We start from the raw sequence: 16,349 nt of genomic DNA, 5'->3' as shown, positions 1-16,349 counted from the left end.
AAGTTGTCTGGGACCAACAGCTGACAGACCGCAAGCGGCCCCCATCCGTCACCTGCGAGGCTAGCGATCAGGGCAGGGGGCTCCCATAACCCGACAGGCAGATGCGCGCCCCAATCAAGACATTCGCGCGGCGTTTGCGTTTGCCCGTTAGCTGCCGTTGCTACGGCGGCCGTCCGATGTCGATTTTTGGGGGTGCCGACTGACCCCTTTTGGCAAGCGCCTGCGAAATACAGACTCCTTTGGCTCATCGTGAAGGTTCTTTATCTTCGCTTGGAGGCGGCACATCTGTAGGCAGAGATGAGCGGATTGACTGTCAATCGGCGCGGAACATTGGCTCTGACTCAATCTCGATGATGTTTAGGATTCAACTTGCGTGGTTTTCCCTGGAGAATCAGCGCCATGCCGACCCGATTTCGACTTTCCGATCTGATCCCCGCCGAATTCAACGTTGAATCAGTGCACGACGGGGCCGGGGCGATCATTGTCGCAGCATCTGGCAGGTCAGAGCAATGCAGATGCCCCCACTGTGGAACCCTCTCTCGGCGTGTTCATAGTCGCTATCCTCGTATGCTTGCCGATCTGCCGTGTGCGGGCCGGCGGCTCGAACTGCACCTGACCGTCAGACGCTTTGTCTGTAGTGTCGGCAATTGCCAGCGAAAGATTTTCGCCGAGCGCTTTGGTGACGACGTAATTCGCCCCATGGCTCGTCGGACGATACGCCTGGACTGTCTGGTTCGCCATCTTGCTCTCGCATTGGGTGGTCGTCCAGCGGCCCGATTTGCAGATCGTCTCGGATTCCCGGTGAGCAATGACACGTTGCTGCGAACCATTCGCCGATACGACCGTCCTGCGCCGATACCACCGAGCGTCATCGGCATGGATGACTGGGCCTGGCGACGCAATCATCGATACGGCACCATCATTTGCGATCTTGAACGCCGAAGGGCAATCGCATTGTTGCCCGACAGGGAACAGGCGACCGCCCAGGCATGGCTGGTCCAACAGCCCCAGATCGAGATCGTCGCACGAGACCGTGGTGGTGGATATGCGCAGGCCGTCGCACGAGCCCTGCCACACGCAGCTCAGGTTGCCGACCGTTGGCATCTGATGGAAAATGCCAGTCACGCCTTTCTGGATGCTGTTCGTAAATCGATGCGGCAGGTCCGGATGGCGATCGGCACTGCGACCGTAAATCCAAAACTGCTGACCGCCGCTGAGCGGCTGCAATACGAGGGATATCTACGGCGCGAAGAGACAAATGCCGTTATCCGCGGGTTCGTCAGGGAGGGTTTGTCCATTAAGGAAATCGTGCGCCGAACCGGGCATAGCCGAAAGCTGGTCCGCAGTGTCGTTCGTGGTCAGCGTACCGACATCTTTCGGGTCCGCCAAACCTCTCTCGAACCGCATCTGCCTTGGCTTGAAGCGCAATGGGATGCTGGATTGCGCAATGGCGCCGAACTGTGGCGGCAGCTTCGCCTGGCTGGTTTTGACGGAGGCCTGCGTGTTGTAACCGAATGGGCAACGAGACGAAGACGGGCCGAAAAGGCTGAAAGTGGACTCAGTCATACTCCCGCCGCGCGCACCGTTGTTCGCCTGATGACCCTCGAGCGCAACAACTTGACCAAGGCTCAAGCCATGACGGTGGCCGCCATCGACGACAGGCTGCCGGATCTTGTGGAGGCCAGGGATATCGTCGAGAGTTTCCATGGCATGCTGCGCCGCAAGTCCTCCGGTGATCTGGAGGGCTGGATCGAACGCGCGACGAACAGCCTGGTCGCGTCATTCGCGAATGGCGTCATCCGAGACCGAGCCGCAATCCAGAATGCGATAGTCTCCCAGTGGTCGAACGGCCAGACGGAAGGCCAGATCACAAAGCTCAAGCTCATCAAACGGCAAATGTATGGCCGCGGGAAACTTGATCTGCTTGAGGCACGCATCGTCGGAGTGCCGTGATGTCATCGAGATTGCGTCAGAGCCAATTTTGCACGCCGAAACACACATATCGTCACGAGCACGAACGCGGCAAAGACCAACAAGGCCGCACTTTCGACAAATCCGGTCACGCCATGCATGTTCTTCTCCTGATGGCATGGCGCAGGGAAGGCCAATACCTGTAAACTCTAGACGTGCGAGCGTGCCCACTGCGCAATCTGGACGGCGGACATTGCGCCGCTCGTCCTCGCGATCTCGTTGCCGCTTTTGAACAGGATCATAGTGGGGATGCTGCGGATCCCGAGGCGGCTGGCGATTTTCTGTTCGGCTTCCGTATCGAGCTTACCAAGGCGGAAATTTGGCTCAAGCGACTGCGCCGCCGCCTCGAATTGGGGCGCCATCATCTTGCATGGCCCGCACCACTCAGCCCAGAAATCGACCAGCAATGGCAGTTCGGCATTCGCATGACGGTCAAAATTAGTCGCTGTAAGCGTGACGGGCCTGCCTTGAAAGAGGGGCGCGCCGCAGCGTCCGCAATTGGGATTATCGGTCAGGCGCTCTTGCGGCACTCTGTTGGTGGAATTGCAGTGCGGGCAAGCGACCGTGGGCATCCTGTATCCTTTCGTTGACGAGCCGGTCCTGGCGGCCGGCTGATGCAAGCATTCAGCGCGTGGACATGGCGCCGCGCGCCTCTCGTTGCCGCGGCTCGGGCAGGTATTCCACGCCACCGCCCTGGCGCCGAACCGGCTGCGGATAGAGCGTCATCAGCTCCAGTATTTCCTTGGGCATGTCCGTTCCAATGGGCAGGCCCATGTCGCGGGCCTCGTCGGCAGAGATGGGATAGTCGTGGGTCCAAGTGCCCGTCGCCAGCTTCGCTGCCACGGACGCTGCGCGGTTCTCGTCCATCTTGTCGGACAGCAGACGTTTCGCGAATGCCTCGATCTGCGCAATGGCCTTGCGACCGACATCGGCCATGATCAGGGTCTGGTCGTCGATCTCGGCGATGGGTTTCTCCTCGACGACCTTGATGAGCGAGGCAGCAGGCAACTGGCCAAGTTGCGGATCGACGGGTCCCAGCACGGAGTGTTCGCACATCACGATCTCGTCGGCAGCGAGTGCGATCAGCGTGCCACCGGACATCGCGTAATGTGGCACGAACACTGTGACCTTGCCCTTGTGTCCCTGAATGGCGCGGGCAATCTGTGTTGCCGCCAGCACAAGGCCGCCCGGTGTGTGCAGCACGATGTCGAGCGGCACTTCATCGTCGGTCATCTGGATCGCGCGCAGGACTTCTTCGGAGTCGTTGACGTCGATGTAGCGCATCAGGGGGAAGCCCAGCAGGTTCATGGTCTCCTGCCGATGGATCAGCAGAATGACGCGACTGCTGCGCTTCTTCTCGATCTGGGCGATCTTGCGTGTGCGCATCGCCTCAAGATATCTGCGCTGCAGCACAGGCTGCAGAGCGGATATGATGAAGAACAGCCAGAACAGCTGCATTATGTCCATGGACCTTGTCCTCCTTCTCGTCGGCCATCCGGCAGAAACCCATAGATGCCCTCGTCGCGATAATAGTGGCGATAGGCGTCGGCGCGCCTTCGCAGGAGTGGCGTTACGAGCCAACCGGCGACAAACCCGCCGATATGCGCCCACCAGGCGACCCCGCCGGTGGCCGGATCGCTGCCGAGCGACAGGAAGCCGGGAACGACCTGCATGAAGAACCAGATCATTGCGAAAATGAACGCGCGCACTTCGAAGAACAGCGGAATGAACAGAATCGGCACGATCACCACCAGCCGAGCCGCCGGAAACATGCGTGCGTAGCAACCGATCACGCCCGCGATGGCCCCCGATGCGCCAAGCGCGGGAACGACTGAGTGGGGGTTCGCCAGCGCGTGAGCCAGTCCGGCCGCCACACCACAGAACAGATAGAACAGTGTGAATCGACCCGGTCCGAGCCGATCTTCGACGGCGGGGCCGAAGATCCAGAGCGTCCACATGTTCAAGATGAGGTGCAGCCAGCCCCCGTGCAGGAAGATATTGGTCAGGAATGGGGTCCAGTCGGACGGGGCGACGAGGCTCAGCTGTCCGAAGAAGCGCGAGGGCACCAGCGCGAACTCGAACAGGAACCAGTCCAGCACGCGCGGCGGCAGGCTGGTCTGATAGAGAAACGCGACGACGTTCATGCCGATGACCGCCCATACGATGACGGGGGAGTAGCGGCGCGCGACGCTGTCAAGATAGGGAAACAAGCCGCAGATCCTCGCTCGCGCTGGCCATTCCGTTCATTGTTCTTTCCCGGCTATCGTCACGCCCGTCCAGGCCGGCGGATCTGAGGCCGGGAAGGATTCGAGCGAGGCTTCGAGGACCGGATCGAAACTCTCCCTGTCGCTGGTAGACGGGTCGGCCGTGCTCTCATGCTGGACGCCTCTTGAGAGGCGGCGATCGGGGCGGAACGGGACCCGGAAGGCTCCCGGGGCATCGACGCCCCTGTGCAGCCGGTGGCGCGTCTCACCCGCCCAAGGGTTCGCCATCCGGGCTCCCCCAGCGTCCTCGCGCACGACATAATGCCAGTCCTGCCGCTCTGCGAAGTCCACGGCGCTGTCGCGATCCGGAAACTTCAGCCGGATCGGACGATAGGGATCGCCGCTGGACGTGTATCCCCTCAGCGGCTCGATCTGCGGCGGCCGGGACGGCTCGAACTCGAGGACCCAGTAGTTGGGCCGAGGCGCCGATGTCATCGCGGAACGCGCCGGGCGGTAGATGATCGCGGTCGGCACGTCCCACGACCGCAGGTCGGTTCCGGGGATTTTCGGCGGAAACGGTGGGCGATTATGGCCGCGCATATCAGTTCTCCCGGGTGTTGGTGGATACGAGAAGTTGACGTTCGAGATCGCCGAGTTTTTCCATTCGCCTCGAATTCAGGCGAACGGCGCGTTCGGTGTTCTGCGAAGGAAAGGCAGCAGCGTGCAGGACGTCCGACCGCATCGCTATCGTGAGATCGGCGACGGCATTCATCACGCCCTCTCCGTCCCCGTCCGAGAGCGTGCCGTCAGCAAAACCGGACTGCAAGCTCTCCAGTACCTGCTCGAAGCTGGACACGACCCCTGCACTCGCGACCACAGCCAGCTTGTGGCTGAGAACACGCAGTTCATCGATCAGCTTCGCATCGTGCCTTGCGGTTTCCACGATCTCTGCGACCTTCTCGATGCAGGCCATGTAAATGTCGCATTGCTGCTGGAGGATGATGACCCTTCCTTCCTTGCGAAGCTCGAGATCGGTCTGGCGATTGAGAAGCGCCGCGGTCAGAATGATCGTCACGACAGCGCCGAGGAAGATGAGCGTCATCTCCTGCGCGAAAGGCAGTATGTCTTCGGCAAGATACATCGAACGAAAAACGAAAACGATGCCGATGCCCAAGGCAGCGGACGCAGCAGCAAATGCCAAGTCAGGCAGGCGGTTCGACATCAGCACCTCGCATTTTCGGTGTCAGGTGGCATGCACGGCTTTGCATCGGCGTCCGGCGCCTCTGCGTCCCGGTGCCGCAGGAAGATTGGCGTCGGACCGCTGCCGAACGGATTGAAGCCGGTGCTCAGGCAACGGTCGAAGATTGTTTCGTCCCATCGGGTGAAATCGTGCTCCTCGCCGGCAAGTCGCCCGTCATCCACCACAGGGCACCTCACGCCTTTGCCGATGGGGGAGGGTCATCGAAGGCCGCACCGTCCGAACGATCCGCCTTGCGAAGCCGTAGCCCGAGGAGGATCATCATCACCCCGAAGACCGCGCCGTAGAAGCCGATCAGCCAGCCGAGGGCGAGGAAGCTTTCGACCGGGCGCGTCAGCAGCATCCAGGTCACGACGACACCGAGAACGACCGAGAGAAGGCCGCTCAGGATCAGCCAGATTTCGCCGTTGATTTCCTTTCGCAGGCGGATCGCTGCCGCGATCTCGAGGGCACCCGAGAACACGGCCCAGAATGCGATGCTGGCCCAGAGGAATGTCGCAAGCACAAGCGTCGCGACAAAAGGCGAGACAACCACGACGACGCCCGTGGCGATGCCCAGAATGCCGCTGAACATCAGCCAGCCCCAGCGTTCGCCCTTGCGGATGTTACGTATCGCGGCGACGAGGCCGAACACGCCGTCGGCAAAGGCGAACGCGCCGAAGACCAGCGTCAGAGCAAGCAGCGACTCCGCAGGCATGAGGACGGCGAGAACCGCGATCACCAGCGCCAGGATACCGCGCAGCACGAACAGCCACCAGTTCCCGGACAGGCTGCACAGCATGTCCTGCATCGTGTCGGATTGCTTTTCAGAGGTTGTCGTCACTGGTCCATCTCCTGTTCAGATTTCAACTCAGTAGTGCCGATTGTCTCCGCGCCGGCCAGGGCGGCCGCCACGCGACGGCGGTCCTCGACCGGTTGAGGCAGACACTGCGTCCGGGCAATTTCCCTTTCCACGGGCGCGCGCCCCGATGCCTCGCCGATCAACCCGGCTTCGACCAGCGTGCCGCGCAGCGTCTCCGCCGCGTTATCTGCAATCTTCAACACTTCCGCCTCAGTGAGACCCAGGAGGTGCGCCGTCTCCGCGATCGTGGCGTCTTCCAGGTACATCCGATACAGGACGCGGCGCTCGACCGGAGCAAGGTCTGCGATAGCCCGGTGCAGTGCCATGGCGATCTTATGACGATCCACTTCGGTCTCGGGGTCTGTGCCGCCGTCGTCGGCGATGAGGTCCTCCAGCATCAGCACTTCGTCGGGCTGGTAGAACTCGAACATCGCCTGATCCGCCTCGGTCGGATCCTCCGCCGGGGCCTCGGGTTCCGCCTCGATGGAGGCGGCATCCTCAGGCACGGCGCGGCGGGCGGCGCGGGATTCTTCCTCGATGGTCTCAAAAGCCAGCCGTTTCAGCCAGTCGCCGACGGAAAACTCCGAAGGCCGATCCTCGAAGCGGGCCAGCCCCTTGAGGATCGTCGCATCGAAGAGACCGCGAACGCTCAGATATCCCTCCGGTACCGATCCGCTGCATTCGAGATAGGTCAACTCGCGCCTGACGGTGTCATAGATCGTATCGAGATGATCCTCGATCAGGTCAAAGAAGAGCTGGCGCCGGTCCGCTTCCGCCGCATCCCGCGCGGGCGGCAGCGGGGCGCCGATCCGGCGCCGGCGGGCGGGACGCTTGTATTCAGGCTCGTGCTTGAGGCGCGCCACATGCCGATCGACCTGGTGGCGCAGGTCGGCAAAGGCCTTGCGCAGGACAGGCTCGATCTCGAATCCCTCTTCCCGCGCCGCGATCACGCCCGACGGCAGTTGCAGGCGCAGGCTGACTTTGATGCGCTTCTTGCCCCTCGTCTGCGAGGCAACGACTTCGAGCCGGACCAGATCCTCGCGAAAGCGCGCAAGGTGCGGTTCAAGTTGCCGCACTTCTTCCTCGATGACCTCAGGCGCGCGCTGTTGGCCGTGCCGGTCGAGATTGCGGAATGATCTAATGACGTTCATGCCGTGGACCTTCCTATAACTCTCCGAAGAGATGGTCCGGCGCGACCGATATCGCGCCGGGCCAGTCTTTTGCGCTGTCACTCGGCGGACTTGTCGTCCTTGGACTGCACCTCATCCCCAGCGCTGGGCTTCGGAACGTCCGTGTTGTTTTCGGCAACTTCGCTGGGCTCCTCGATCCCGGCCTTGGCCTGATCGTCCGGGCTGTCGTCACCGGTGTCCTTTACGATCTTTTCGAACACGACCCTCTGTTCGTCTTCCGACCAGGCGACGCGGACCTTGTCACCATCCTCGATCCGCCCGGAGAGCATCTCGCGGGCCAACTCGGTCTCCAACTGCGACCGGATCAGCCGGCGCAACTCGCGGGCGCCGAATTCGGGACGGAAGCCGACCGCGCCGAAGTGATCCACGACGCTCACATCGAGTTCGAGTTCGACGCCCTGGGTAAGGGCGGTCCGCTTCACCCGGTTGAGCTGCAACTCGACGATCTGGCGGATCTCCGACTGATTCAGCGAATGAAAGACGATGATCTCGTCGATCCGGTTGATGAACTCTGGCCGGAAATGACCGCGCAACACCTCCATCAGTTCGGATTTCTGCTTGGCCTCGTCGAACTCACTGCTGCCGCGTTTCGTGAGGTTGCGCTGGATGATGTCCGAACCGAGGTTCGAGGTGGCGATGATGATGGTGTTAGTGAAGTCCACCACGCGGCCCTTGCCATCTGTCAGGCGGCCATCGTCGAACACCTGAAGCAGGATGTTGTAGACATCGGGATGCGCCTTTTCGATCTCGTCGAGGAGCACGACCGAGTAGGGCCGACGGCGCACCTTCTCCGTCAGCTGCCCGCCTTCGTCGTATCCGACGTAGCCCGGAGGTGCGCCAACCAACCGGGCAACCGAGTGGCGCTCGCCATACTCCGACATGTCGATACGGATCAGCGCATCCTGGTCGCCGAAGATCACCTCTGCGAGCGTCTTGGCCAATTCCGTCTTGCCAACCCCGGTTGGCCCGAGAAACAGGAAGGTCGCAGTCGGACCGGAACCTTCGCGCAGACCCGCACGCGCCAGGCGCACCGCATCGGCCACGGCGCGGATCGCTTCTTCCTGGCCGATGACGCGCTCGTGCAGCTTCTCCTCGAGCTTGAGGAGCTTGTCCTTCTCCTCGGTGGTCAGCTCCGTGACCGGAACGCCGGTGATCTTGGAGACGATCTGCGCGACGTGATCGGCGCGCACCTCGGCGGTCGCCGAAGCCTGGTCGCGCTTCCAGATTTCCAGAAGCTCGTCCAGCTCCTTCTGCTTCTGCTCCAGCTCCTTCTTCAGTTCTGCTGCTCGGTCGAATTGCTTGCGGGCTGCGGCATAGTCCTGTTCGCGCTTGATCTGCGCGACCTCGGCTTCGAGCTCCTGCACGTCCACGGGCCGCGCAGTGGCCGAGATCTTCACCCGCGCCGCGGCCTGGTCGATCAGGTCGATCGCCTTGTCGGGCATGAAGCGACCGGTGATATAGCGATCCGAAAGCTCCGCGGCGGCGATGATCGCCTCATCGGTGATCGTCACCTTGTGGTGGCTTTCGAGCGTGTCGCGCAGCCCGCGCAGAATCATGATCGTCTGTGCGACCGTGGGCTCGTCCACATAAACCGGCTGGAACCGTCGCTCGAGCGCCGCGTCCTTCTCGATGTATTTCTGGTACTCGTTGAGCGTCGTCGCGCCGATCAGGTTCAGCTCGCCCCGCGCCAGCGCCGGCTTGAAGGTGTTGGCGATGTCGAGACCACCTTCGCCACCGCCCTGGCCGGCGCCGACGATGGTGTGCATCTCGTCGATGAACAGGATCAGACTGTCCTTCTCCTCGGTGATCTCCTTGAGGATCTTCTGGACTCGCTCCTCGAACTCGCCGCGATACTTCGACCCGGCCACCATCGAGTTGATGTTGAGCTCGACCAGCCGCTTGTCGCGCAGCGCCTCGGGCACTTCGCCCGCGACGATCCGTTGTGCAAGTCCCTCGACGATGGCGGTCTTGCCCACGCCGGGCTCGCCGATCAACACCGGGTTGTTCTTTTTCCGGCGGGCCAGCACTTCGATCGTCGTCTCGATCTCGCGGGCGCGGCCGATGACGGGATCGAGCTTGCCATCGCGGGCGAGCTTCGTCAGGTCACGGCTGAACTGGTCGAGATCGGGGGTGTTCGAAGGAGTCTCGACGCGGCCTTCCTCGGCTCCCTTGCCGACCACCTTCGTCACCTGCTGACGCAGCGCCTGCGGCGTCAACCCCAGCTTGCGCAGCATCGCCGCGGCCAGGCCTTCACCTTCCTCGGCAAGTCCGATCAGAAGGTGCTCGGGACCTACATAGGAATGGCCGAGTTCGTTCGAGGCGATGAAGGCCCGGTTCAGCGCGTCCTTCAGGCGAGGGCTTACGCCGATTTCGCCTTCCGTCTTGGCGTCTCCACGCTTCGCTTCCTTCTCGATCTGGCGCCGCAGGTCGTCCACATCGACCTTGAACTGTTCCAGGATCGTCTTGACGACGTCAGACGAGGTCAATGCCAGAAGCAGATGTTCGGTATCGACCTCGCTGCGCCCGAATTCCCCGGCCTTCTGTGCTGCATCCTGCAGCAGCTTGTTGCCCTGTTCGCTCAGCCGATCGGCGATGGTGCGTCCGCCGCCGCGCCGCGATCCGCGGCGCGGCGTTTCCTCCCCGAAGGTGGCATCCACGACGTCGTCCTCACCCGCGCCCGTGGCGCCCAGTGCACCACCCCGCAGCGGGCTGTCGCTGAACAGGCTGCCGAACCCGCTATCGCCGAAGAATTCGTCAAAAAGGGAATGTCGTCCGAACAGGGACTCCAGCGGCGATGCGCTGCGGCCCGACCGGCGCACCATTTCGCGGTAGTGCTGATCGCACAGCTCCATGTTCTGAACTTTGCCGTTCACCGAGGCGCGCACGCGCGCCGTCGCCGGGCGACCGCAAATATCGCAAGCTCCGTTTGCCATTTTTCCTCTCCGTTTCTTTATCCAGTCAGGGTTGTCCGCCGATCATCTGCGTCAGTGACGGTGTCACGCAGCGACTGCTTCCGTTCTTTTCACCTTGGACCCAATTGCCACCAGATCGGGCTCGTCCAGTGTCTCCCGTTGCAGGAGATCCTGCGCCGATTGCTCGAGCAGCGCCCGGTTGGCTTCGAGAAGCGAGAGGGTGCGCTTGAACACGCCATCCACGATGTCGCGCACCTTCGCGTCCATCCGCTCGGCAGTGGCCTCGCTGTAGCGGCGGTTCAGCCACGACGACTGGTCGCCGGTGCCGAGAAAGCCGGGCCGATCGGTGTCGTAGCTGACATGCCCGAGGTCTTCGTCCATCCCGTACCGCGCGACCATGGCGCGGGCGATATCGGTGGCCTTGACCAGATCGTCCGCCGCCCCGGTCGAGAGGTGGTCGTAGACAATCTTCTCGGCCGCGCGCCCGCCCAGCAGCACGGCGATCTTGTTCTCGAGTTCCTCCCGCGTCATCAGGAAGCGGTCCTCGGTCGGGCGCTGGATCGTGTAGCCGAGCGCGCCAATTCCGCGCGGTATGATCGAGACCTTGTGCACCGGGTCCACCCCCGGCAGAGCCATCGCCACCAGCGCGTGCCCCATCTCGTGGTGCGCCACGATCTCGCGTTCGCGCGGGTTCAGAACGCGGTTCTTCTTTTCCAACCCTGCGATGAGGCGCTCGACGGCATTGTTGAAGTCGTCCATCGTCACCGCATCGGCCTTGCGGCGCGTGGCAAGCAGCGCAGCCTCGTTGACGAGATTGGCGAGGTCCGCCCCGGAAAAGCCGGGAGTAAGCGCTGCGACCTTCTCGGCATCGACGTCCGGGGCGAGCTTCACCTTTTTCATGTGAACGCCGAGAATCTGCACACGTCCCTTCTTATCCGGCCGATCCACCAGCACCTGCCGGTCGAAGCGTCCCGCACGCAGCAGCGCGGGGTCGAGGATCTCTGGTCGGTTGGTGGCGGCCAGGAGCACGATGCCCACCGAAGGGTCGAAGCCGTCGAGCTCGGTCAGAAGCTGGTTCAGCGTCTGCTCACGCTCATCGTGGCCGCCAGCGATCTGGCCGGAGGAGCGCGCCCGCCCGAGAGCGTCCAGCTCGTCGATGAAGATGATCGCCGGCGCGGATTTCCGAGCCTGCTCGAAGAGGTCGCGCACCCGCGCGGCACCGACGCCCACGAACATCTCGACGAACTCGGAGCCCGAGATCGAAAAGAAGGTCACGCCGGCCTCGCCCGCCACCGCGCGCTAGAAGCGTCTTGCCGGTGCCTGGCGGCCCAACGAGCAATATGCCTTTGGGGATATGTGCGCCCAGCTTTCCGTATTCGGCGGGGTTCCTGAGGAACTCTACGACCTCCTCGAGCTCGGCCTTGGCCTCGTCCACACCGGCCACGTCGGCGAAGCTGACGCCGGTTTCTTTTTCCATGTAAACCTTGGCCTTGCTGCGGCCGACCTGCATGAACCCGCCGAAACCCTGTTTGTCGGCGAACTTACGGAACAGCAGCATCCAGATTCCGAAGAAGACAAGCGCTGGCGCCACCCAGGAAATCAGCGTGCCGAGAAAGGTGTTCTGAGGAACGCCCGTGATCTCGACGCCGGAGCGGTCGATCCGCTGCAGGATCGCGGGATCCACGACCGTGGTGACGAACTGGCTCTTGCCGTCGACGGGGTCGGTGAAGGTGCCGGTGATGGTGTCTGACCCGACCGCGACGGACGCGACCCTGCCATCCTCGAGATAGCTCTCGAACTGGCTGTAGCTGATCGGTGCGACGGATTGCCAGCCGGCGATCAGGTTCTGGATGAAAAGCACGGCTATGAAAGCCACCACCCAGTACCAGATGTTGTATTCGGTCTTCTTTTCCATGCCGCTTGTCCCTTTCACTGGCGCCCGAGCCGCGCCCTGATCCGCTCGAGCAGCGCCAGCAGGATGCGCCTTTCGTCCGCCGACAAATCCTGCAGGATTTCATCTTCGAGCGCCGATTGCCGCGGCGCGAGTTCCTTCAGCATCGCCCGGGCCCTCGACGTTGCCGTGACGATCTGCGCCCGCCTGTCGTCGGGCGAGGGCGACCGCTCGACCCAGCCGCCCCGGACCATGCGATCGACGAGCTGGCCGGCTGTGGCCGGGCCGACCTCCAGCCGGTCGGCCAGATCGCCGATGGTCAGCCCAGGCTCATCCTCGACATGCGCCGCCGCCATCCAGGACAGGCGGGTCAGGCCGCTGTCGCGGATGTCTTGGTCGATCCGCTGCTGGATGAGCTGCGCGACCCTGTGGATCGTCGTCCCGATCAGCGCGAGGTCCGAAGAGATCATGGGTATCCTTCCTCCGGTTGCATGAGACAAAGGATAGGCCGCACTCGATCCGAAGTGCAATGCATGCATCATATATGCTTGCACAACAGATGGAACTGCCTATCTTGATGGGCGGTCTCCGAACCGACATCCGGCAGGCGCCGTTGCCCGCTCGGACCATGCCGCCGGTTCGGGGGCATCGATCAGCAGCAGGAGGCCAGCAATGCTCTACCCCACATATCTGCGCCGCAGCGATCCCTTTGCGCTGATGCGCTCCATGATGCGCGATCTCGACCGCGGTTTCTGGCCGCCGGCCCGCGCGGCGTTCCCGGCGGTGAATGTCTGGCAAGGCCCTGAGGCCGTTGCCATCGCCGCTGAACTTCCCGGCATCGAACCGGGCGACATTGAGATTTCGGTTAAGGACAACGTCCTGACGCTTTCGGGCGAACGCAAGCTGCCCGAGGTTCCCGAAGGTGCGCGCTGGCACCGCAACGAACGCGGTTATGGCAAGTTTTCCCGCGCTATCCGCCTGCCGTTCGCGGCCTCGGATGACAAGGTGGAGGCGAAGATGACGAACGGCGTATTGCGGATCGCCATCTCCCGGCCCGAGGCAGACCAGCCAAAGAAAATCGAGATCAAGGCAGCCTGAGAGGAGCTGGAACGATGAGCACCGACATCACGCAAGCCACCGAAAAGACGCCGACCGACGCGCCCGAGACCGCCGGCGGTGGCCGCATCTACCGCCCGCTGACCGATATTGTCGAGACCGATCAGGGTGTCTCCATGATGCTCGAAATGCCTGGGGTCGCCGCCGATGCGGTCGAAATCACACTCGAAAACCGCGTGCTGACGATCCGCGGCAAGGTTGAGCCGATGCGGCCAGAAAACCTGGAACTTGCCTATGCCGAATATGGCGAGGGTGATTTCGAGAGGGCCTTCACGCTTTCCGAGGATTTCGACCCCGACAGGATCGAGGCCGAGATGCGCGGAGGCGTCCTCACTTTGACGCTCCCCCGAGCCCCTGAAGCGCAGCCAAAAAGGATCGCCGTCAAAGGCGCCTGAAAACCGAAGGAGACACCATCATGCAGATCAAAGACTTCATTCCCTGGGCGCGCAAGGACGGCGCGCCAGATGCCAAGAGCGGCGAAGACAACCCGATCGCGACACTCCAGCGCGAAATGAACCATGTGTTCGAGAACTTCTGGAACCGTGTCGGTCATTTCGAATGGCCCTTTGGCAGCGGCGAAGCGAAATCCGACGTGGTCGAGACCGACAAGGCGATCGAAGTGTCGATCGAGCTGCCGGGCATGGAGATGAAGGACATCGAGGTGACGGTCAACGATGACATGTTGACTGTGAAGGGGGAGAAGAAGATCGAGCGCCAGGAGGAGAAAAAGGGATACTACCTTTCCGAGCGCAGCTACGGCGCGATCTACCGGACAATTCCGCTCCCGCCCGGTGTGGATGGCGAAAAGGCGCAAGCATCCTTCAAGAACGGGGTTCTGACGATCAAGCTGCCCCAGACTCCCGAGGCGCAGGCCAAGGTCAAGCGCATCGAGGTCAAGAACGGCTGATTTGCCACATTGGGTGTCGCCGGTTTGCGGCGTGCCCTCCGCTTCGTGCGATATCGCACCGTCTGGCGAAGCCCCGGGGAGCTTGTCTCTCCGGGGCGGCCTTCGAGGGGCAATCATGAAAGACTTGCAACAATCCGGGCTGACCCGTGAACAATGGTCGGCGATGACGCTCTACGAGAAGTTCGAACAAGTTGTCATCTTCGTCCTCAGCGTCATCATTGCGGTGATCGTCGTGGCGTCGGTCTGGGCACTGATGCGCGAAGTCGTGAACCGCCTGGTTCTGGGGGCATTCGACACTCTCGATTACGCCACCTTCCAGGCGGTGTTCGGCATGATCTTCACCGTGGTGATTGCCCTTGAGTTCAAGCGCTCCCTTCTTGTTGCGACCGAACGCAGCTTCGGCATCCTTCAGGTCCGCACGATCGTGCTGATCGCGCTGCTGGCCATCGCACGAAAGTTCATCATCCTCGACCTCGGCGAGACGGAGCCGGCCAAGATTGCCGCACTCGCGGGCGCGGCGCTTGCGCTCGGCGTTGTCCATTGGCTCGTGCGCGATCAGGACCGACGCGAACCGGGAGGCCAGGAGACGCGATGACTGCAGCCTCCGCCCGCCACCGTCTGCTCAATCTCGTGCAATCGGCGCTGCTGCTCGGGCTCATGGCGGCGCTCGCCTGGGTTTCGGTCACGGTGATCCTGGGGCCCGGAACGGGGCTGCTCGTCGCGCTCGGCATGGTCGCCGGCCTGTTTCTGGCCCCCGACCTGTCGCGGCGGATGCTGCTGTCGGCCTATCGCGCCCAGCGTCTGACGGGGCGCGAGGCCCCCGGTCTCGTCGCAGCACTTGCCGAGCTCGCGCGCCGCGCCGGCCTGCCGCGCACCCCGGCGCTGTATCGCGTCCCGAGCCGGCTGCCGAACGCCTTTGCCATGGGCAGCCCCGAGGACAGCACGATCTGCGTCACCGACGGGCTGTTCGAGATCCTCGACGGCCGCGAACTTGCCAGCGTCCTCGCGCACGAGATCGGCCACATCGCCCATCGCGACCTCTGGATCATGGGGCTCGCAGATGTGATGTCGCGGCTGGTGTCGCTGGCAAGCTGGATGGGACAGTTGCTTGTGCTGGTGAACCTGCCGCTCGTGATGGCGGGCATGGTCCATGTGCCCTGGTCGGTCGTGGTGCTCCTGATCTTCGCGCCCACGCTGATGGCGCTGATCCAGCTCGGGCTGTCGCGCACCCGCGAATACGATGCAGACCGTGTGGCGGCGGACCTGACCGGCGACCCCGAGGGGTTGATCGGCGCGCTCGGCAAGCTCGAGCGCCGCGTCGGCCGGTTCTGGGAGGACATCTTCCTGCCCGGCAGACGCATCCCCGAACCCTCGCTGCTGCGGACGCATCCGCCGGTGGAAAGCCGGATCGCGAGGCTCCGCGCGCTGGCCCCCAGCCGAACGCTTTCCGTCCCGCCGATGGCCGGGCACGCGATGCCCGCACTGACGTCGCCACAGGCTCAACCGCGGTTCAGGTCCTTCGGATTTTATTGGTAAGGCAGCCGGACGGCTGACGGAAACGCACGTAAGTCATTGCTTTGTAAAGTAAATCAGTGGAGAAGGTTGTCTTTCAGACCCATCCCCTCCGCCACTTTGGTAAAAACCGGGAACGCCGATTCCAGCCGACTTCCCTCCTTTGGTGGCTACCGGCGTCCTCAATAGGGTGTTTTTTGCTGACCTTGATGTAGATCGCGTCGTCCGCGATCTCGGCGTGTTGGGCGAACGCGCGGACATGTTCCCGCCGATAGCCGCCCTTTCCAAGCCGGAGGCGAGTGCGAGCTTCGCTTGCCAGTTCCGGCACGGCCGCTTTGGCGTAAATCTAAATTCAAACAACAAAGCGCCCGATGGGTTGCACCGGGCACTTCTTTCTCAAGTCACCTTGAGATTACTTGGTAGCGAGGATTTCGAAATTGTGGACGTTTGCCACTGGTCTGCCCCCTGAAAAGTGGTCCTCCCTGAAGTAGGCTATTGAGCCTTAGAGAGGACGTTGGAATGCCCCAGAAGAAGCACAAGCCCGAAG

General features: G+C 62.6%; 15 protein-coding genes and 1 pseudogene. 6 read left to right on the top strand and 10 right to left on the bottom strand.

Annotation, left to right across the window (positions count from 1 at the left end; genetic code table 11):
* The first annotated feature begins 399 nt into the window (after window positions 1–399).
* A complete protein-coding gene (locus A3840_RS19130) occupies window positions 400–1,953 on the top strand; it encodes an ISL3 family transposase (protein WP_082903913.1) in 1,554 nt (517 codons plus the stop codon).
* 167 nt (window positions 1,954–2,120) lie between these two features.
* On the opposite strand, the gene trxC is transcribed toward A3840_RS19130, so the two are convergent.
* The 10 genes and pseudogenes from trxC to A3840_RS14270 form a co-directional block, all read right to left on the bottom strand.
* Complete coding sequence (gene trxC, locus A3840_RS14315; protein ID WP_067458170.1) at window positions 2,121–2,543, bottom strand: thioredoxin TrxC; 423 nt, start codon at window positions 2,541–2,543, stop codon at window positions 2,121–2,123.
* A 52-nt stretch (window positions 2,544–2,595) separates the two neighbouring features.
* Window positions 2,596–3,438: an SDH family Clp fold serine proteinase gene (locus tag A3840_RS14310; RefSeq protein WP_067458160.1), complete on the bottom strand. Its 843-nt coding sequence runs from the start codon at window positions 3,436–3,438 to the stop codon at window positions 2,596–2,598.
* The gene (locus tag A3840_RS14305; RefSeq protein ID WP_067458157.1) at window positions 3,429–4,181 is read right to left on the bottom strand and encodes a rhomboid family intramembrane serine protease; all 753 of its coding nucleotides are present in this window, start codon (window positions 4,179–4,181) and stop codon (window positions 3,429–3,431) included. The genes A3840_RS14310 and A3840_RS14305 overlap by 10 nt, the downstream gene beginning before the upstream one ends.
* A gap of 33 nt (window positions 4,182–4,214) precedes the next feature.
* A complete protein-coding gene (locus A3840_RS14300; RefSeq protein ID WP_067458154.1) occupies window positions 4,215–4,775 on the bottom strand; it encodes an NADH dehydrogenase ubiquinone Fe-S protein 4 in 561 nt (186 codons plus the stop codon).
* A 1-nt stretch (window position 4,776) separates the two neighbouring features.
* Window positions 4,777–5,397, bottom strand: coding sequence for a hypothetical protein (locus A3840_RS14295; protein WP_067458151.1), 621 nt, complete (start codon window positions 5,395–5,397; stop codon window positions 4,777–4,779).
* Between the two features lie 211 nt (window positions 5,398–5,608).
* On the bottom strand, window positions 5,609–6,256 hold the full coding sequence (locus tag A3840_RS14290; protein ID WP_425388854.1) for an HdeD family acid-resistance protein: 648 nt from the start codon (window positions 6,254–6,256) through the stop codon (window positions 5,609–5,611).
* The gene (locus tag A3840_RS14285; protein WP_067458145.1) at window positions 6,253–7,425 is read right to left on the bottom strand and encodes an RNA polymerase sigma factor; all 1,173 of its coding nucleotides are present in this window, start codon (window positions 7,423–7,425) and stop codon (window positions 6,253–6,255) included. The genes A3840_RS14290 and A3840_RS14285 overlap by 4 nt, the downstream gene beginning before the upstream one ends.
* Window positions 7,426–7,502: 77 nt before the next feature.
* A complete protein-coding gene (locus A3840_RS14280) occupies window positions 7,503–10,397 on the bottom strand; it encodes an ATP-dependent Clp protease ATP-binding subunit (protein ID WP_067458143.1) in 2,895 nt (964 codons plus the stop codon).
* A gap of 63 nt (window positions 10,398–10,460) precedes the next feature.
* A pseudogene (gene ftsH, locus A3840_RS14275) lies at window positions 10,461–12,291 on the bottom strand (ATP-dependent zinc metalloprotease FtsH).
* Between the two features lie 14 nt (window positions 12,292–12,305).
* A complete protein-coding gene (locus A3840_RS14270; RefSeq protein WP_067458140.1) occupies window positions 12,306–12,737 on the bottom strand; it encodes a MarR family winged helix-turn-helix transcriptional regulator in 432 nt (143 codons plus the stop codon).
* Between the two features lie 202 nt (window positions 12,738–12,939).
* Between A3840_RS14270 and A3840_RS14265 the strand changes: the two genes are divergently transcribed.
* From A3840_RS14265 to A3840_RS14245, 5 genes are all read left to right on the top strand, one after another.
* A complete protein-coding gene (locus A3840_RS14265; RefSeq protein ID WP_067458136.1) occupies window positions 12,940–13,365 on the top strand; it encodes an Hsp20/alpha crystallin family protein in 426 nt (141 codons plus the stop codon).
* A 14-nt stretch (window positions 13,366–13,379) separates the two neighbouring features.
* The gene (locus A3840_RS14260; RefSeq protein WP_024845976.1) at window positions 13,380–13,778 is read left to right on the top strand and encodes an Hsp20/alpha crystallin family protein; all 399 of its coding nucleotides are present in this window, start codon (window positions 13,380–13,382) and stop codon (window positions 13,776–13,778) included.
* Window positions 13,779–13,798: 20 nt separating this feature from the next.
* Entirely contained in the window at window positions 13,799–14,290 is a 492-nt protein-coding gene (locus tag A3840_RS14255; protein WP_067458132.1) for an Hsp20/alpha crystallin family protein, read from the top strand.
* A 115-nt stretch (window positions 14,291–14,405) separates the two neighbouring features.
* Window positions 14,406–14,885, top strand: a complete 480-nt coding sequence (locus A3840_RS14250) for a phosphate-starvation-inducible PsiE family protein (protein ID WP_067458129.1) — start codon at window positions 14,406–14,408, stop codon at window positions 14,883–14,885.
* Window positions 14,882–15,826, top strand: coding sequence for a zinc metalloprotease HtpX (locus tag A3840_RS14245; RefSeq protein ID WP_067458125.1), 945 nt, complete (start codon window positions 14,882–14,884; stop codon window positions 15,824–15,826). The genes A3840_RS14250 and A3840_RS14245 overlap by 4 nt, the downstream gene beginning before the upstream one ends.
* The last annotated feature ends 523 nt before the right edge of the window (window positions 15,827–16,349 follow it).

The sequence above is a fragment of the Devosia elaeis genome (genome assembly GCF_001650025.1).
Taxonomy (GTDB): domain Bacteria; phylum Pseudomonadota; class Alphaproteobacteria; order Rhizobiales; family Devosiaceae; genus Devosia; species Devosia elaeis.
Note: the sequence above shows the minus strand (reverse complement) of the source record. Positions and strands in the feature narration are given on the sequence as shown.